The 16,097-nt window shown below is 65.8% G+C and carries 13 protein-coding genes; 6 read left to right on the forward strand and 7 right to left on the reverse strand.

What is annotated here, in order from left to right; translation table 11 throughout:
• The first annotated feature begins 18 nt into the window (after positions 1–18).
• On the forward strand, positions 19–672 hold the full coding sequence (locus tag ABWL39_RS05970; protein ID WP_367788066.1) for a phage tail protein: 654 nt from the start codon (positions 19–21) through the stop codon (positions 670–672).
• A gap of 66 nt (positions 673–738) precedes the next feature.
• Here the strand turns inward: ABWL39_RS05970 and corA are convergent, their stop codons facing one another.
• From corA to rpiA, 4 genes are all read right to left on the reverse strand, one after another.
• Positions 739–1,812, reverse strand: coding sequence for a magnesium/cobalt transporter CorA (corA, locus tag ABWL39_RS05975; RefSeq protein ID WP_367788068.1), 1,074 nt, complete (start codon positions 1,810–1,812; stop codon positions 739–741).
• Positions 1,796–3,286 carry an exopolyphosphatase gene (gene ppx, locus ABWL39_RS05980; protein WP_367788070.1) on the reverse strand — a complete coding sequence of 497 codons (1,491 nt, stop codon included), beginning with the start codon at positions 3,284–3,286 and terminating at the stop codon, positions 1,796–1,798. Before ppx ends, corA begins: the two co-directional genes overlap by 17 nt.
• Before the next feature lie 60 nt (positions 3,287–3,346).
• A complete protein-coding gene (gene phoU / locus ABWL39_RS05985) occupies positions 3,347–4,048 on the reverse strand; it encodes a phosphate signaling complex protein PhoU (RefSeq protein WP_367788072.1) in 702 nt (233 codons plus the stop codon).
• A 176-nt stretch (positions 4,049–4,224) separates the two neighbouring features.
• The gene (gene rpiA, locus ABWL39_RS05990) at positions 4,225–4,881 is read right to left on the reverse strand and encodes a ribose-5-phosphate isomerase RpiA (RefSeq protein ID WP_367788074.1); all 657 of its coding nucleotides are present in this window, start codon (positions 4,879–4,881) and stop codon (positions 4,225–4,227) included.
• A 106-nt stretch (positions 4,882–4,987) separates the two neighbouring features.
• On the opposite strand from rpiA, the gene ABWL39_RS05995 reads away from it, so the two are divergent.
• The 4 genes from ABWL39_RS05995 to ABWL39_RS06010 all read left to right on the forward strand — a co-directional run bounded on the left by ABWL39_RS05995 (position 4,988) and on the right by ABWL39_RS06010 (position 10,706).
• Entirely contained in the window at positions 4,988–7,174 is a 2,187-nt protein-coding gene (locus tag ABWL39_RS05995; RefSeq protein WP_367788077.1) for a tetratricopeptide repeat protein, read from the forward strand.
• Positions 7,175–7,363: 189 nt separating this feature from the next.
• Positions 7,364–8,875 (forward strand): threonine ammonia-lyase, biosynthetic, encoded by a 1,512-nt coding sequence (gene ilvA / locus ABWL39_RS06000; protein WP_367788079.1) that lies wholly within the window; start codon positions 7,364–7,366, stop codon positions 8,873–8,875.
• Positions 8,876–9,245: 370 nt separating this feature from the next.
• A complete protein-coding gene (locus tag ABWL39_RS06005) occupies positions 9,246–10,373 on the forward strand; it encodes a trypsin-like serine protease (protein WP_367788081.1) in 1,128 nt (375 codons plus the stop codon).
• Between the two features lie 150 nt (positions 10,374–10,523).
• Complete coding sequence (locus ABWL39_RS06010) at positions 10,524–10,706, forward strand: hypothetical protein (RefSeq protein WP_367788083.1); 183 nt, start codon at positions 10,524–10,526, stop codon at positions 10,704–10,706.
• A gap of 90 nt (positions 10,707–10,796) precedes the next feature.
• Here ABWL39_RS06010 and ABWL39_RS06015 read toward each other — a convergent pair whose 3' ends face one another.
• Complete coding sequence (locus ABWL39_RS06015; protein WP_367788085.1) at positions 10,797–12,155, reverse strand: aldehyde dehydrogenase family protein; 1,359 nt, start codon at positions 12,153–12,155, stop codon at positions 10,797–10,799.
• Between the two features lie 104 nt (positions 12,156–12,259).
• Here ABWL39_RS06015 and ABWL39_RS06020 point away from each other — a divergent pair, with 104 nt between their 5' ends.
• A complete protein-coding gene (locus tag ABWL39_RS06020; RefSeq protein ID WP_367788087.1) occupies positions 12,260–14,161 on the forward strand; it encodes a transglycosylase SLT domain-containing protein in 1,902 nt (633 codons plus the stop codon).
• A 186-nt stretch (positions 14,162–14,347) separates the two neighbouring features.
• Here the strand turns inward: ABWL39_RS06020 and ABWL39_RS06025 are convergent, their stop codons facing one another.
• Positions 14,348–15,277 (reverse strand): VIT1/CCC1 transporter family protein, encoded by a 930-nt coding sequence (locus ABWL39_RS06025; RefSeq protein WP_367788089.1) that lies wholly within the window; start codon positions 15,275–15,277, stop codon positions 14,348–14,350.
• Between the two features lie 76 nt (positions 15,278–15,353).
• The gene (locus tag ABWL39_RS06030; protein WP_367788091.1) at positions 15,354–16,007 is read right to left on the reverse strand and encodes a DsbA family protein; all 654 of its coding nucleotides are present in this window, start codon (positions 16,005–16,007) and stop codon (positions 15,354–15,356) included.
• Between the last annotated feature and the right edge of the window lie 90 nt (positions 16,008–16,097).

Raw genomic sequence — 16,097 nt, forward strand, 5'->3', positions numbered from 1 at the left:
CTTTGACTGGAGCAAACCATGACACAGACCATCCGTCGCACCCTGCTCGCCGCCGCCCTGCTCGGGCTACCCACCGCCAATGCGCTGGCCTGTGGTGCGGACCCCTACCTGGGCACCATCTGTACCTTCGGCTTCAATTTCTGTCCGCGCGGCTGGGCGGCGACGAATGGCCAGCTCATGTCGATTGCACAGAACACGGCACTGTTCTCGCTGCTCGGCACCACCTACGGCGGTGACGGCCGGGTGACCTTTGCCCTGCCCGATCTGCGCGGCCGGGTGGTGGTTGGAATGGGGCAAGGGCCAGGGCTGGCGCCAGTCGATCAGGGTCAGGTTTTCGGCCAGGACAACACCACCTTGACGATCAACAGCATGCCGGCACACACGCACACTGCCAGCACCGCGGCCACGGTCACTACCAAGCTGCGCGCCAGCAGCGGCGCCGGCTCGACCGATAGCCCGGCAGGCGCCGTGCTGGCCAAGCAATCGCGGACCAATATCTACGGTGCCGGCCCGGCCGATAGCGATATGGGCGGCTCGGCGGTCACGACGACGGCAAGCGCCACGACGACGGTCGGGGTGGCGGGCGGCAGCCAGCCTTTCGACCAGCACCAGCCCTCGCTCGGCATGCTGACCTGCATCGCCATCGAAGGCATCTTCCCGTCGCGCCCCTGACGGCCGGCTCGCCCCCAGTAAGAAGCCCGTCATGAGACGGGCTTCTTTATTTCTCGATGTCGCCAATCACAGCCACTTGCGGCGCCAGAAGGCGAAGCCCATGCCGCCGGCAACGCTGACCATGAAACCGAGCACCGCGTAGTAGCCCCAGTGCCACTTGAGTTCGGGGATGTACTCGAAATTCATGCCATAGATGCCCGTGATGAGCGTCAAGGGCAGAAAGACGGTGGTGATGGCGGTGAGAAAGCGCATCTCGACATTGAGCCGGTTGGACAGCGCCGACATGTAGATGTCGAGCATGCCGCCAATCAGGTCGCGTATCGTCTCGGTCGACTCGATCACATGTACCGTGTGGTCGTACACGTCGCGCAGATAGAGGCGGGTTTCGGGCTTGAACAGCTCGTAATCGCCACGCGACAGCGCGTTGAACACTTCGCGCAGCGGCCACAACGAACGCTTCAGCAGCAGGGTATCGGCCTTGAGCGCATGGATGTTCGGCAGCAGCTTGTGGCTGGGGTTGTCGAGCAGCGCGTTTTCGAGGTCCTCAGTGTATTCGTTGACCTCGTCGAGCACGACGAAGTAATGATCGACGATCGCATCGAGCAGCGTGTAGGCCAGGTAATCGGCCCCGCATTTGCGGATCGAGCCCTTGTTGGCACGCAAACGCTCGCGCACGGCGGCGAACTTGCCCGTCGGCCGCTCCTGGAAGGTCAACACCCAGCCGTCACCGAGAATCAGGCTCACCTGGTCCGAGCTCAGGTCGGCCGTTGCGCGATCGTAATTGAACACGCGCGCAACCATATACAGGTAGTGGCCGTAATCCTCGAGCTTGGGGCGCTGGTCGGTGTTGAGCACGTCTTCGAGCGTCAGCGGATGCAGATCGAAGCGGCGCCCGATCTCGCTCATGATCTCGGGCTCGTGCAGGCCGTGCACATTGAGCCACAGCACGCCCGCCTGCGGCTGATGGCGCTGGCCTTCGCCGAGGCTGCGGAAATGGGTCTCGCGGCAGTTGTCGGCGTCGTATTCGATCAGCGTGACGGCGGGCTCGGCCGTCTTCTGCTCGCCGGTATGCAGCAGCGAACCGGGCGGCAGGCCGGTCTTGGCCAGCCTTTGCTGGTAGAGCTTACGCCGACGCGCCATGCTGGATATCGAGCCCGAGACCGACCGCAGCCCAGAAATCGCATTCCTGCTTGAGCGCAGTCGACGTCAGCGGGCTATGCGCAAGCCAGGCAGGGTCGATGCTCAGCGAGAAGCGTTTGCCGTGCAGGCTCAGATGCATCTCCGGCAGATTGATGTCCATGCGGCTGCGGTGGAACAGCACCCCCAGCCGCAACGCGATGATGCGCGCCCATTCGAGCAGCGGCACGCCGGCCAGCTGCTTCGCCAGATTGCCTCGATGCGCCATCGCCAGCCGCGACAGCAGGCGCTGCTCGGGCTTGGCGAAGCCGGGCATGTCGGCGTTCTCGAGGATGTAGGCCGAGTGCTTGTGGTAGCCGGTATGCGATACCGAGAGCCCGATCTCGTGCAGCTTGGCTGCCCAAGACAGCAGCTGCAGCCCCTGCTCATGGTCGCCATCGAGCTGGCGGGCGAGTTGCAGGTAGAGCTTCACCGCGAGGTTCATCACCCGCTCGGCCTGGCCCAGGTCGATGTGGTAGCGGCGCTTGAACTGGGCCACGGTGACGTCGCGCATGTCCTTGTGGTGATGGCGGCCGATCAGGTCCCACAACACGCCTTCGCGCAGTGCGCCGGTGGCGGTGACCATGTGGTCAATGCCGAGCTCGGAAAAGATCGCCGCCATGATGGCGAAGCCACCGACGATCACCGGCGCACGGTCGGGGCGCAGACCGTTGACCGCCAGGGTGCGGATGCTGCCCTGCTTGATCAGCAGCTCGCGCAGCTGATCCATGCCGCTGGCGGTGATGCCATTGCTGCTGAAATCGTTGAGCTCCATGATGTCCTGCAGTGATCGCGCCGTGCCCGAGGTGCCGACTGCCTGGTGCCACTGCCCGTGCTGGAACTCGCCGACGATGGTCTGCAGCTCGTTGCGCGCAGCCAGCTCGGCGGCGCGCAGGGCCTGCTTGGTGATCTTGCCGTCGGGGAAGAAACGTAGCGTGTAGCTGACGCAGCCCATGTACAGGCTCTCGGTCTTCTGCGGCTTGAGCTGCTGGCCGACGATGAACTCGGTCGAGCCACCGCCGATATCGACCACGAGCCGCTTCTCCTTGCTCGCCGGCAGGCTGTGCGCGGCGCCGAGGTAGATCAGCCGCGCCTCTTCGCGTCCGGCGATGATCTCGATCGGAAAACCGCCCAGCGCCTGCTCGAAGCGCGGCAGAAACTCGGGCGCATTGAGCGCCACGCGCAACGTATTGGTGCCGACCACGCGCACGGCTTCTTTCGGCAGGCCGCGCAGGCGCTCGCCGAAGCGGCTCAGGCAGTCCACGGCGCGTTCGACCGCGGCCGCGTCCAGCGAATCGTCGGGCCGCAGGCCCGCGCCGAGCCGCACCGGGTCTTTCAGCGTATCGAGTGGATAGATCTGGTCGTCGACCACGCGGGCGACTTGCAGGCGGAAGCTATTGGAGCCGAGATCAACGGCGGCGATCGTGGGAAAGTCCATACCCTGAATATGACAACGCCCGGCTCGTCGCCGGGCGAGTATTGTTGAATGGCGACAGGCTTATTCTAGCGCCTGGCGCTCGACCTCTTCCACCGAGGTGTGACGGACATCCTTGCCCTTGACCAGGAACACCACGTATTCGCTCATGTTCTTGGCGTGATCGCCGATGCGCTCGAGCGCCTTGGCGATGGACAGGATTTCGAGCGCGATCGAGATGGTGCGCGGGTCTTCCATCATGAAGGTGATCAGCTGGCGGATGATGGCGCGGTATTCCTCGTCCACCTGCAGGTCGGCGCGCACCACCTGGGCCGCGGCGGACAGATCGAGCCGGGCGAAGGCATCGAGCGCCTTGCGCAGCATCTCGATCGCCAGGTCCGCCATGTGGCGCACCTCGTGGAAACGCGGCATGTTCACGCGGTCCGCTTCGTAGATCATCTTGCTCATGCGCGCGACCTTTTCCGCCTCGTCGCCGATGCGTTCGAGGTCGGACGTGGTCTTGATCATGGTCATCACCATGCGCAGGTCGGTCGCTGCCGGCTGGCGGCGCGCAATGATGTGCTGACAGGCATCGTCGATCTCGACGTCGAGCGCATTGACGCGGTGGTCGTCGCTGATCACCTTGTTCAGCAGGTCGATGTCGCCTGTGGCCAGGCCTTCCATCGCCATCACGATCTGTTGCTCGACCAGGCCGCCCATCTGCAGCACGCGTGAACGCACGGCTTCCAGATCGCTATCGAATTGTTTTGAAATGTGCTCCGGCATGGTTGTGTGTCTCCTACATATGCAATCGGGCAGTGTAGACCCGGATTGTGACAGCGCGGTGATGTCCCGATTCTCGTTGCCGGGCTCGTCCTACCGCACATCGGGCGGCCTTGGCGGCCGCCCCTCCCATCGCCTGCTGACTCAGGCGTAATACTCGTTAAATACGGTTATACGGCTCATTTGTACGTCCTGACGCCCTGCGCCGTGCCCAGCAGCAGCACGTCAGCACGGCGTGCCGCGAACAGGCCGTTGGTGACGACACCGACGATCTGGTCCAGCTGTTTTTCGAGCTCCACAGGCTGCGCGATCTGCATACCATGCACGTCGATGATGACATTACCGTTGTCGGTCAGCACGCCTTCACGCAGCGCCGGATGCCCCCCGAGACGCACGATCTCGCGGCCGACATGGCTGCGCGCCATCGGGATCACCTCGATGGGCAGCGGGAAGGTGCCCAGCACGTCCACCAGCTTGCTCTGGTCGGCGATGCAGATGAACTGTTTGGCCACGGCGGCAACGATCTTCTCGCGCGTCAGCGCGGCACCGCCGCCCTTGATCATGTGCAGCTGGTGGTTGATCTCGTCCGCGCCATCGACATAGACCGGCAGCTCGTCGACGACATTGAGGTCGAGCACCGGGATGCCATGGGCCTTGAGGCGCTGTGCGCTGGCCTCGGAGCTCGCCACGGCACCGTCGATGCGGCCCTTGATCCTGGCCAGCTCGTCGATGAAATAGTTGGCGGTCGAGCCGGTGCCGACACCGACGATACAGTTGTCGGGCACATATTCGATGGCGGCCTTGGCCACCGCTTGCTTCAATTCGTCCTGAGTCATCGTCAAATCCCTGTGAATCCAGCCTAGAGCCTAGCGCCGTCGATGCCCTGTGTGCAACAGCTAGCGGGGCCCGGCTCCCCCATATTCCAAAGCATAGCCTCAGCAAATGCCCGCGCACAATGTCGAAGGCCATGACGTCAACATCCTTATTCCGCTGCAGCCGTGGCAAAATGGCCGACAATCCAACACCCTCTCGCTGTTCGACATGACAGAACCCGTTTCACCGATTTTTGGCAAGATTGTCGCTGCACTGAAAGAACGCCGCCTGTCCGATGCCGCCGTGCTGGCGACCCAGGCACACATGACGCAGCCGGACGACCCGTTGTCGGCCTACTATATGGCGGTCGTCGCCGCCCGCATGAACAAGCACCGAAGCGCCCACGAGTATCTCGACGACAACCTGCGCCGGCACCCCGAGCATGCGCCGTCGCTGCTCGAACGGGCTCGTGTGTTCTGCCGCCAGGGGCGCGCGGAGCAGGCGCTCGAGCCTTTCGCCGCGGCTGCGGCGCTGGTGCCGGCCGACATGGCGATACGCCGTGACTGGGGCATCGCACTGGCCACGCTCGGCAACTGGCAGGATGCGCTCCCGCACCTGCAGCAGGCGGCCAAGACCCTGAAACAGGATGTCGAACTGCACCGCGCGCTGGGCCTGGCGTTGTGCATGACGGGCAATGCCAGGAAAGGGCTGGCGGCGTTTGAACAGGCGATCCCGGGTAAGCGCAGCGATCCGGCCTGGCATGTGGAGCTGGCACGGATATTCCTGCGGGCCGGCCGTCTCGACGATGCCTGGCGCGCCGCCTCGAATGCGCTGGAAATCGACGCCCGCTCGTTGCCGGCGCTGGAAGCGGCCTGGAACATCGCGCTCGACCGCCAGGATACCAAGTCGGCCATCGCCATGGCAGAACGAGCCGTGAAGCTCTCGCCCAACGCAAACACGTACCAGGCGCTGGCCGTAGCACTGGCCGATGGCATCGACCCGGAACAGGCCTGTGCCGAATTCGAGCGGGCGCTGGCCTTCGACCCGACGAATCTGCAGGTGCTGTCGAGCTACAGCCACCATTCGATGTATGTCGAATCGCTGAGCCCGGAACAGGTATTCGAGCTGCACCGCCGCTACGGCAACGCACTGGAGCAGGAAGTACGGCCGATCCAGCAGCCCAAGCGCGACCTGTCGCCGTCCCGCCGGTTGCGCATCGGCTATGTCTCGGGCGATTTTCGTGCGCATGCGTTCGCCAAGTGCGCGCTGCCGCTGTTTCGCCACCACGACCACAATCAGGTCGAGGTGTTCTGTTACTACACGCGCCGCTACGCCGATGCGGCCACACGCGAATTCATGGCGCTGGCCGATACCTGGCGCCATGTCGCCGACCTGAACGACACGCAGCTGGCGGAGCTGATCGCCGACGACGGCATCGACGTGCTGATCGACTGCTCGCTGCACACCGATGGCCATCGGCTGCCGGTCTTCGCGCGCAAACCGGCGCCCGTCCAGGCAGCATGGTGCGGGCTGCAATCGACCACGGGTCTGTCGCGCATCGACTATCGCCTGACCGATGCCAGCCTCGATCCGCCGGGCATGACCGAGCGCTACCACAGCGAAATGCTGTGGCGCCTGCCGCAGGTAACCCAGGTGCTCGACCGCCCGGACCACTACCCCGAGCCGGGGCCGCTGCCCGCCCTCGCCAAGGGCCATGTCACCTTCTGCGTGTTCAACCGGCTGTCGAAGAAAGGACCGTCCAGCCTGCGCTTCTGGGCCGAAACGCTGCACGGCACGCCCGGCAGCAAACTCATGGTGGTCGCCCTGACGCGTGACGGCAAGCCGTCGGGACACAGCGAGCGGCTGATCAGGGCGCTCGCGGCCCATGGCATCGAGCGCGACCGCCTGATTCTCGAGCGGCCGCGCGACTGGGATGGCTTCCTGGCGCTGCACCGCGAGGTCGACATCCAGCTCGACACCAGCCCGTTTGCCGGCCTCACCACCACGGCCATCTCGGTGGCGATGGGCGTGCCGATGGTCACCATCGCCGGCGCCCTGCCCTCGCGCCGGGGCTCGATGATGGTGCTGAACGCCGTCGGCCACCCCGAATGGTCGGGCGACGATGCCGATGCGGCGGCCCGCGTGGCGACCGCACTGGCGGCCGACCTGCCGCGCCTGGCGGAGATCCGCGCCTCGCTACCGGGCCGCGCGCGGATATCGGCACTGCACGACGGGCCGGCCTTCGCTCGCGATATGGAGCAGGCCTATCGCGCCATGTGGCAGCGCTGGCTCGAGCACGGCACCGGCACGCGCTAAACGCCCGCCGGGCTCGACTGGCAGCGGCACCGAGCCGCGCGGCCAAGGCCGCCACAAAAGCCGTGGACGCCGGCGTGACGGCCGCCCTGGATGCGGTGTACCGCTGGCGTTTGCGCCCAACTGAAATAGGCTCGCGGGCACGCATCTGTTAACCTTGCGGCTTGCGCAATTTTCCACGGCTTTAGGCTCATGCACCGCGATTATCTGGAACGAACCCTCACCGCCCGCGTCTACGATGTTGCCGTCGAGACCCCGCTCGAACCCGCTCCCAACCTGAGCAAGCGCATCGGCAACACGGTGCTGCTCAAGCGCGAGGACATGCAGCCGGTGTTCTCGTTCAAGCTGCGCGGCGCCTACAACAAGATGGCGCAGCTGAGCGCGGAGGAGCTGGCACGCGGCGTGGTGACGGCCTCGGCCGGCAACCATGCGCAGGGCGTGGCGATGTCAGGCCAGGCGCTCGGCGTGAAGGCCACCATCGTGATGCCGGCCACCACACCCAAGATCAAGGTCAATGCCGTCGCCGCGCGCGGCGGCAATGTCGTGCTGCATGGCGATTCCTACGACGATGCCTACAAGCACGCGATGTCCATTGTGAAGCAGGAGGGCGCCACCTTCGTGCATCCATTCGACGACCCCGATGTGATCGCAGGCCAGGCCACGATCGCGATGGAAATCCTGCGCCAGCACGCCAAGCCGATCGAGGCCATCTTCGTGCCGATCGGCGGCGGCGGCCTGGCGGCCGGCGTGGCAACCTACGTCAAGCGGCTGCGCCCCGAGATCAAGGTGATCGGCGTCGAGCCCGTCGATTCCGACGCGATGTACCGCTCGCTCCAGGCCGGCGAACGGGTGCAGCTGTCGCAGGTCGGGCTGTTCGCCGACGGCGTGGCGGTCAAGCTGGTCGGTGCCGAAACCTTCCGCCTGTGCCAGCAGCATCTCGACGAGATCATCCTGATCAATACCGACGAGATGTGCGCCGCAATCAAGGATGTATTCGAAGACACGCGCTCGATTCTCGAGCCATCCGGCGCGCTGGCTGTCGCCGGAGCCAAGAAGTGGGCGGCACGCGAGAACGCGAGCGGCGCGACGCTGGTGGCGATCGCCTCGGGCGCCAACATGAATTTCGACCGCCTGCGCCACGTCGCCGAGCGCGCCGAGGTCGGCGAGCAGCGCGAGGTGCTGCTGGCAGTGAATCTGCCCGAGCGGCCCGGCGCCTTCCGCACCATGTGCGGCTTCCTCGGCGGCCGCTTCGTCACCGAGTTCAACTACCGCTATGCCGACCCGGACAAGGCGCATGTCTTCGTCGGCCTGCAGGTGAGCCACCGCTCCGAGGCCGGGCAGATCGTGGCCGAGCTGGCCCAGCACGGCCTCAACGCACTTGACCTGACCGAGAACGAGCTCGCCAAGCTGCATATCCGCAACCTGATCGGCGGTCATGCGCCGCAAGCCAGGCACGAGCAGCTGATCAGCTTCGAATTTCCCGAGCGGCCGGGCGCGCTCACGAATTTCCTCAACTGCATGAATCATGACTGGAACATCAGCCTGTTCCACTACCGCCATCATGGCGCGGATTACGGCCGCGTCCTGGTCGGCATCCAGGTTCCGCCCGAGGACGATGCCGATTTTCGCCGCTTCCTCGACACCCTGGGCTACGCCTGGAGCGAAGAAACCGACAATCCGGCCTACCAGCTGTTCCTCAGCTGAGCCCTCGCCGCGCTTGAAACACACCCGGGTCATCCCGGGTGTTTTCGTTTTAGCCGCCGTCCAGGTGACGTCCGGAACGGACGCAAGCCAGTACGGGCGCCACCTGCCGGCCAGGGCGGCCAGTCGTCGCATGTGTAAAAAAATGTGTCGGACTATCTTACAGTTTTGTTTCCAAACACTCGAAAACGCGCATAAATCATTGTTATTTCTGAGTTGTATATACATGGCACCGGTTTTGCTTGGGCTATCGGGCTGCCTCTCGCACCGCGTTTGACGCGGGTGAGGCGCGGCGGAGAGGCTGGGCGTATCCGTCACATCGAGGCGGCCTATCGTCCGGTCGAGCTCAACCCATACAACAACGGGAAAACCAATGAAAAACAGCACTAGGAGAGAGTTCCGTAAGACTGCAGGCGCCATCTCGGCAATCGCCCTGATGGTGACTGGCGTGGCGGCACAGGCAGCACCTACCAGCCTGATCAGCGGCCTCGGCATCACGCCGACGCCGCTGATCACGGCAGGCGCCCCGCCGGACACCCCCACCACGCGTATCGACCCGAACGAGCCGACCTCGCCGTTTTCGGGCGTCGTCAGCATCAATATCCGCTACGACGGCCTCAGCTACATCTGCTCGGGCGCAGCCATCAGTCCCTGGCATGTGCTGACCGCCGGCCACTGCGTCGACACCAACGGCCAGGGCAGCGTGATCGACCTCAACAAGCCCGGCAACGACGTGCGCGTGGTGTTCAATTCCGAATCCGCAGCCGGCGCCGACGGCCACTCCATCATCACCGCCAACCAGGTGACGATGAACCCCAACTACCAGGGTTTCGGCGTCTGCCCACCCGGCGTGAACAGCTTCTGCGTCAACGACGACATCGCCATCCTGCGCCTGCCGCGCGCGATTCCGCTGAGCTCGAAATGGTACAAGCTGAGCAACCAGCAGCTGGCCCAGGGCTCGGTCATCACCATGGCTGGCTATGGCACCAGCGGCGACGGCTGGAATGGCTACAACGTGAGCCCGGCGTTCCGCGTCAAGCGCAGCGGCAAGAACGTCTACGATTTTGCCGACCACGACGATGAAGCCGGTTTCGACCCGAACAGTCCGGACGAAGTCTGGTATGCCGACTTCGACGGCACCGGCCCCGACGGCACCGTGTACGACTCGTTCTGCGACCCGAGCGTGCTCGGCGTAGCCGTCTGCGGCGCATCGCTCGGCAACGACGTGGAAACCAATATCGGTGGTGGCGACTCCGGTGGCCCATCCTTCATCAACGACGGCAGCGGCAACCTGCTGCTGGTAGCCAACAACACCTTCGGCTTCCATCTCGACACCGGCCTGCCCAAGGGCGGCTTCGGCGACGGGATGGGCGGTGTGCTGCTCTATTCCTACCTCGACTGGATCCGCGCCACGGCAGTACCGGAGCCTGGCACGCTGGCCTTGCTGGGCCTCGGCCTGCTGGGCATCGGCGCCACCCAGCGTCGCCGCCTGTCCGCCTGATCAGGCAAGGGCAACGGCACGGAAACCCGCTCATTTCGAGCGGGTTTTTTTATCGCCGACTGTCATCGGCCCCGGCCGGACGTGCGTTATTCAGTCAGGCGAGCCGGCGTGGCTCGCCATCCGTCACCGAACCAGAGGAAGAGATTCATCATGAAGAAGCTGATTGCACTCGTTTCGACCTTGGCTGCTTTGGGCGTTGCTGGCCAGACCATGGCTGCCGAAGCACCGGTTGCTCAAGCCAAGGCCCACAAGGTCGCCATGAAGAAACACCACAAGGCTGCCAAGAAGCACCACAAGAAGGCAGCCAAGGCCGCCGTGAAGAACCCGGCCTAAGCGCGGGTCAACCCGTCAGGCCTCGCACGGCGAGCGTGCCTCACGGGCAAGAAAAAGGGCATCGCAGCGATGCCCTTTTCTCATCCGGGCTCAGCGCCCGATGCGCAACGATTGCAGATTGGCGAACTCATGCAGGCTGGCCAGCCCCATCTCGCGGCCATAACCCGATGCCTTGACCCCCCCCAGGGGCAGGCGCGGGTCGGATCGGCAAGGCTGGTTGACCGACACATAACCCGCCTTGAGCCGACAGGCCATACGGGTGGCGCGCTCGACATCGCGGCTCCACACGCTGCCGCCGAGGCCGAAGCGGTTGTCGTTGGCGATGCGCAGCGCATCGAGCTCGTCGGCAGCGCGGATCACTGCGGCCACCGGCCCGAACACCTCGTCCGCATAGGCCGGCGACGCAGGCGGCACGTGATCGAGCAGCGTCGGGGCGAGAAAGAAGCCAGCGCGGCCGAGCATCTGTCCACCCAGCACCAGCCGTGCACCGGCATCGACGGTATCGGCCACCTGGCGGCGCACGCGCAGGCGCAGGTCGTCGCGCGCCATCGGGGCCAGCGTGGCCTGCGGGTCGAATGGGTCGCCCGGCAGCAGACGGCCGATACGCTCGGCAAGCCCCGCCACGAAAGCATCGGCGATTTCCGGCACGACGATGAAACGCTTGGCGGAGAGGCAGGATTGGCCGCAATTGGTGAAACGCGCCGGCAGCGCCCGGTCGAGCACATGATCGAGATCGGCGTCATGCAGCACGACGAATGGGTCCGAGCCACCGAGCTCGAGCACCGTCTTCTTCAGGTATTTGCCTGCCACCGCAGCAACGGCGCGCCCCGCCGCTTCGGAGCCGGTCAGCGCAACGGCCTGCACCTCGGGTCGGGCGATCAGCGTGGCGACCTCGTCCGGCTCGATCAGCAGCGTGCGGAACAGCCCTGGCGGCAGGCCGGCGTCGAGCCACAGCCGTTCGATGGCAAGCGCGCATTGCGGTACGTTGGTGGCGTGCTTGAGCAAGCAGCCGTTGCCGAGCACCAGGGCCGACGCGGCATAGCGCAGCACCTGCGAAAACGGGTAGTTCCACGGCATGATGCCGAGCACGATACCGAGCGGCGCCTTGCGCACCACGCAGCCCTCGGCCACCTGCTCGTCGGCCAGGGCCGCAGGCGCTTGGGCCGCGACCCAGCGCAGCAGTGCCGCGCATTTGTCGATTTCATCGAGCGATTCGCGCAGCAGCTTGCCCATCTCGCCCGTGATCAGCGCCGCCAGCGTGTCGCGCTGCTCGGCCAGCAGGTCGGCTGCGCGCGCCAGCACCTGAGCGCGGCTGGTGCAGTCGCGCTCGGCCCAGTCGAGCTGGGCACGGGCGGCAGACTCGACGATCTCGGCGATCTGGCGCGAATCGTGGTTGTCATACGACCGGAAAACCAGGCCGGTCGCGGGGTTCGAACTGAGGTACGGCATCGATGTGTTATCCTTGATTGACGGGCTTGCTGACTCTTCCCGCCTGGTATCGCTTTCCGCCGTCTGCTTGCATTCTCCGGGTAAGGCCCGGAACTATACTTCCCATGAAACGTTTTGTCTTTTCCTGCATTTCCCTATTGCTGAGCCAGGCTGCACTTGCCGGCGTCTCCGCTTCCGATTTCAACGCTGCCCGCGACGCCTACCGCACGCGCGACCTGGCGCGGCTCGAACAGCTTGCGAACAAGCTGCAGGGCGACGACCTGGAAATCTACCCGCGCTACTGGTGGCTGACGTCGCAGTTCGATACCGTGGGCGACCCACAGATCCGCACCTTCCTGCAGACCTATGCCGGCAGCCTGCTGGCCGAACGGCTGCGCAGCGACTGGCTCAAGCGGCTGGGCCGCGGCCAGCGCTGGGATGACTTCAGCGCCGAATATCCGGCCCTGGTCAGCCCCGATACCGAGCTCAATTGCTACCAGTTGCGCGCGCGCCTGGCCCATGGCGACACCGCGGCAAGCCAGGCGGCGCGCCCGCTGTGGTTCACCGGCAAGGACATGCCGGAAGCCTGCGGCCCGCTGTTTGAGCAGTTGCGCGACCTGGGCCAGATCACGCAGGACAACGTATGGCAGCGCCTGCGCCTCGGCAGCGAAGAGAACAACACCGGGCTGATGAACCGCATGGCGGCACTATTGCCCGATGCGCAGGTATTCACGGCGAAGCAGCTCGACAACGTCGCGGCCAATCCGGCGGCGGCCCTCAAGCGCGAGCAGTTTGCGCTGTCGACGCGCGGCGGGCGGGAGCTGGCCATCTACGCCGTGCAACGCGTCGGTGCCAGCGATCCGGCAGTGGGCGCCGAGCACTGGCGCGCCATGGCGAAGTCGTTCGACGCGGCCGACCAGGGCTATGTGTGGGGCCAGCTCGCGCTGGTCGCGGCGAGAAAGCAGCAACCGCAGGCGTTGGCCTGGTTCAAGGAGGCGGGCAACACCCAGCTCTCGCCGCTACAGCTCGAATGGAAGACGCGCTCGGCGCTGCGCGTGCAGGACTGGACGCTCGCACTCGACACCATCGAGCACATGTCCGCCAGCCAGCAAGGCGAGGCAAGCTGGCGCTACTGGCGCGCGCGCTGCCTGAAGACCCTGTCGCGCTTGCCCGAGGCCAACGAGCTGCTGGCGCCACTGTCACGCGAGCACCATTTCTACGGCCTGCTCGCCAAGGAAGAGCTCGGCAGCGTGCTCGATGCCGCTGCCGGCCGCTACAAGCCGAGCGAGGATGAAGTCGGCGCGATCGGCCGCCTGCCGAGCCTTGGCCGCGCGATCGCGCTGTACAAGCTGGACCAGCGCTCCGACGCCGTGCGCGAATGGAACTGGGGCGTGCGCAACCTGCAGGATACCCAATTGCTGGCCGCGGCCGAGCTCGCGGCGCGCCACCAGTGGTACGACCGCGCCATCTACACGGCCGACCGCACCAAGGACATCCACGACTTCACGCTGCGCTACATCGCACCTTACCGTGACGTGGTGAGCGAGGCAGCCAAGCAGCTGTCGCTCGACGAGGCCTGGGTCTACGGGCTGATGCGCCAGGAGAGCCGGTTCGTCTCGGTGGCCAAGTCCAATGTCGGGGCCGGCGGCCTGATGCAGCTGATGCCGGCAACGGCCAAGTGGGTGGCGCAGAAGCTCGGCTACAAGAAGTTCCGCGCCGAGATGGTGAACGAGGTCGGTACCAATGTGCAGCTCGGCACCTACTATCTCAAACACGTGCTCGACAGCCTCGGCGGCCAGGAAGTGCTGGCCACGGCGGCCTACAACGCAGGCCCGGGGCGCGCGCGCAACTGGCAGGACAGCCGTGCGCTCGATGCCGCGGTGTACATCGAGACCATCCCGTTCACCGAGACGCGCGACTATGTGAAGAAGGTGATGGCCAACGCCTACTGGTACGCGCGCACCTTCAACCACGATGCGCCGACGCTGCATGAGCGCATCGGCAAGGTGCCGGCCTACGGCAGCTAGGCACGGGCGGCGCCAGCGGAAACGGCGGGCGCCTTGAGCAAACGCCGCACGGCTGATCGCCCGCAAGGGCCGCAGACCGGGCCTGCCCGTCAGTTGCGCGAGGCAGCCAAGGTGCAAGACTTTGCCACCACGAACACACAGAACATCGTCCACCTCACCGGCCTTGCGCGCCCGACGCCGCCAGGCCTAGAGCAGCCAGGCCAACAGCCGTACCGCCAGGAACACCAGCCCCCCCGATAGCACGGCCTGCAGGCCATGCTGCCAGGGCCTGGGCGGCAAACGTCGGCGAGCCGTCAGCTCGATCGCACACAACGTCAGCGCCAGCGCGATCCAGAGCGCCGCCGGCCGCGGCCACAGCAGGACGGGCAAGAGCCCGGCCAGCACGCCGCCGGCGAAGCCGCCGACATGGCGCAGCACGCGATGCACCGGCCGCACGGGCTCGTCGCGGCGCAGGCACAGAAAATCGATGGTCGCCTCGTCAAGCGCGCTGTCGGGCGCGACGACGATGCCGTCCACCAGCCGCTGCGCCGCATCCGGCACAAGCCCACGCGAGATGGCGATCAGCGCCAGGCTGGTCGCCCCTTCGGGCGGATGGCGCAGCGGGTCGTCATGGCGCAGCGCCTGTTCGGCCGCCTGCTCGTCGAACTGCTGCCTCGCCCTGAGCCCCGTGCGCAGCGACAACACAGCCATCGCCACGCTGAGCATGGCCCAGGCTACCAGCACCACGCCGGCCGGCGGGAACCCCGCCGCGAGCCCGCCCATCAACACGCAGAACACGCTCAGCAGGCCATCCCCGGCATTGCGCCAGTCCGCCGCCCGATCATCCTGGCCGCCCCGGCGACGGTAAACGGCCAGCGCGCCCACGCCAGCACGGCGCAGGACGGGGATCAGCACGCGGGTGCCGAATCGATCGAGCAGCATGCGCAGCAGCCAGTCCGTGGCGGACGGGCGCCATGGCGCGGTGTCGCCCGCGTGGGCCTGATCGGCCGCGCGGGCCAGCTCAAGAAACAGGATTTGCCGCGGCGAGCCCGATTCGCGGTCGGACAGGACGCGATACCACCAGGCCCGGCGGCGAGCCGCGCGGGTGGCAGTGGGCAGATCGGGAACGGATGTCATCGCCCCGGACTATAGCCGAAGGCTGCGGCGACGGCACTTCGACCATGCCGCCACCGGCCAGGCAAGAAGGTGCAGCCTAGCGCGGCGCGCACGCTGCTTGCAGCCACGCGGCCATGCCGTCACCCGCTTCGAACAAGAGCTGCGAAGGCAGCACCGCCAGGCGCTCGCCATCACGCGAGACCAGGGCCGGCACGCCATGCAGGTGCAGGCTGGCCATCAGCTGCTGCCCGGCATCGATGCGGATGCGCAGCGCGCGATGCTGCTCGACGTCGGCATAGGCGGCAAGAAAGTCGGCACGCGCGAGCCCGAACGATTCGGCCACGTCGGCAAGCACCGTGGGCTGACTCAGGTCGCGGCCATCGACATAGCGCAGCGCCTGCAGCCGATGCAGGGCCGCCAACCCCTGGCCCGGCGCGGCCTGCTCGATCAGGTGCAGCGCCAGCGTGACAGACCAGGAATCGAAGGCGACGGAATAATTGCTCAATACCTGATCGTAATAGGCTTGCGTGAAGCGCTGGCCGGTCAACTGCTCGATGCGCTGGTCGTTCTGCCAGGCGTAGTCGCGGAAAGCTGGCGTCATCGGCCGTGCATTGCCAGCAGCGAACAGGCCCGTGGGCCACAGCTCGATCGGCAGGCTGGTAGCGGCCTGCAGCCTCGCCATGGCCGGTGCGGCGCCGTAGCACCAGCCGCACAGTGGGTCGAAGACGAAAAGAAGAGCCTGGTCAGCCATGATGATATCCGTGATTGCAAAGATGGCAGTGTGCCCAATCCGATTGACACAATAAATCCTGCCAACAACAATTGACTGTCAATCAATAAC

Origin of the sequence: Chitinivorax sp. PXF-14 (assembly GCF_040812015.1) — a bacterium.
In the GTDB taxonomy this organism is placed as follows: Bacteria; Pseudomonadota; Gammaproteobacteria; order Burkholderiales; family SCOH01; genus JBFNXJ01.

Coding starts and splice junctions, on each gene's coding strand:
- ABWL39_RS05970 (WP_367788066.1), top strand. CDS start 19: ATGACACAGACCATCCGTCGCACCCTGCTCGCCGCCGCCCTGCTCGGG.
- corA (WP_367788068.1), bottom strand. CDS start 1,812: ATGGCGCGTCGGCGTAAGCTCTACCAGCAAAGGCTGGCCAAGACCGGC.
- ppx (WP_367788070.1), bottom strand. CDS start 3,286: ATGGACTTTCCCACGATCGCCGCCGTTGATCTCGGCTCCAATAGCTTC.
- phoU (WP_367788072.1), bottom strand. CDS start 4,048: ATGCCGGAGCACATTTCAAAACAATTCGATAGCGATCTGGAAGCCGTG.
- rpiA (WP_367788074.1), bottom strand. CDS start 4,881: ATGACTCAGGACGAATTGAAGCAAGCGGTGGCCAAGGCCGCCATCGAA.
- ABWL39_RS05995 (WP_367788077.1), top strand. CDS start 4,988: ATGCCCGCGCACAATGTCGAAGGCCATGACGTCAACATCCTTATTCCG.
- ilvA (WP_367788079.1), top strand. CDS start 7,364: ATGCACCGCGATTATCTGGAACGAACCCTCACCGCCCGCGTCTACGAT.
- ABWL39_RS06005 (WP_367788081.1), top strand. CDS start 9,246: ATGAAAAACAGCACTAGGAGAGAGTTCCGTAAGACTGCAGGCGCCATC.
- ABWL39_RS06010 (WP_367788083.1), top strand. CDS start 10,524: ATGAAGAAGCTGATTGCACTCGTTTCGACCTTGGCTGCTTTGGGCGTT.
- ABWL39_RS06015 (WP_367788085.1), bottom strand. CDS start 12,155: ATGCCGTACCTCAGTTCGAACCCCGCGACCGGCCTGGTTTTCCGGTCG.
- ABWL39_RS06020 (WP_367788087.1), top strand. CDS start 12,260: ATGAAACGTTTTGTCTTTTCCTGCATTTCCCTATTGCTGAGCCAGGCT.
- ABWL39_RS06025 (WP_367788089.1), bottom strand. CDS start 15,277: ATGACATCCGTTCCCGATCTGCCCACTGCCACCCGCGCGGCTCGCCGC.
- ABWL39_RS06030 (WP_367788091.1), bottom strand. CDS start 16,007: ATGGCTGACCAGGCTCTTCTTTTCGTCTTCGACCCACTGTGCGGCTGG.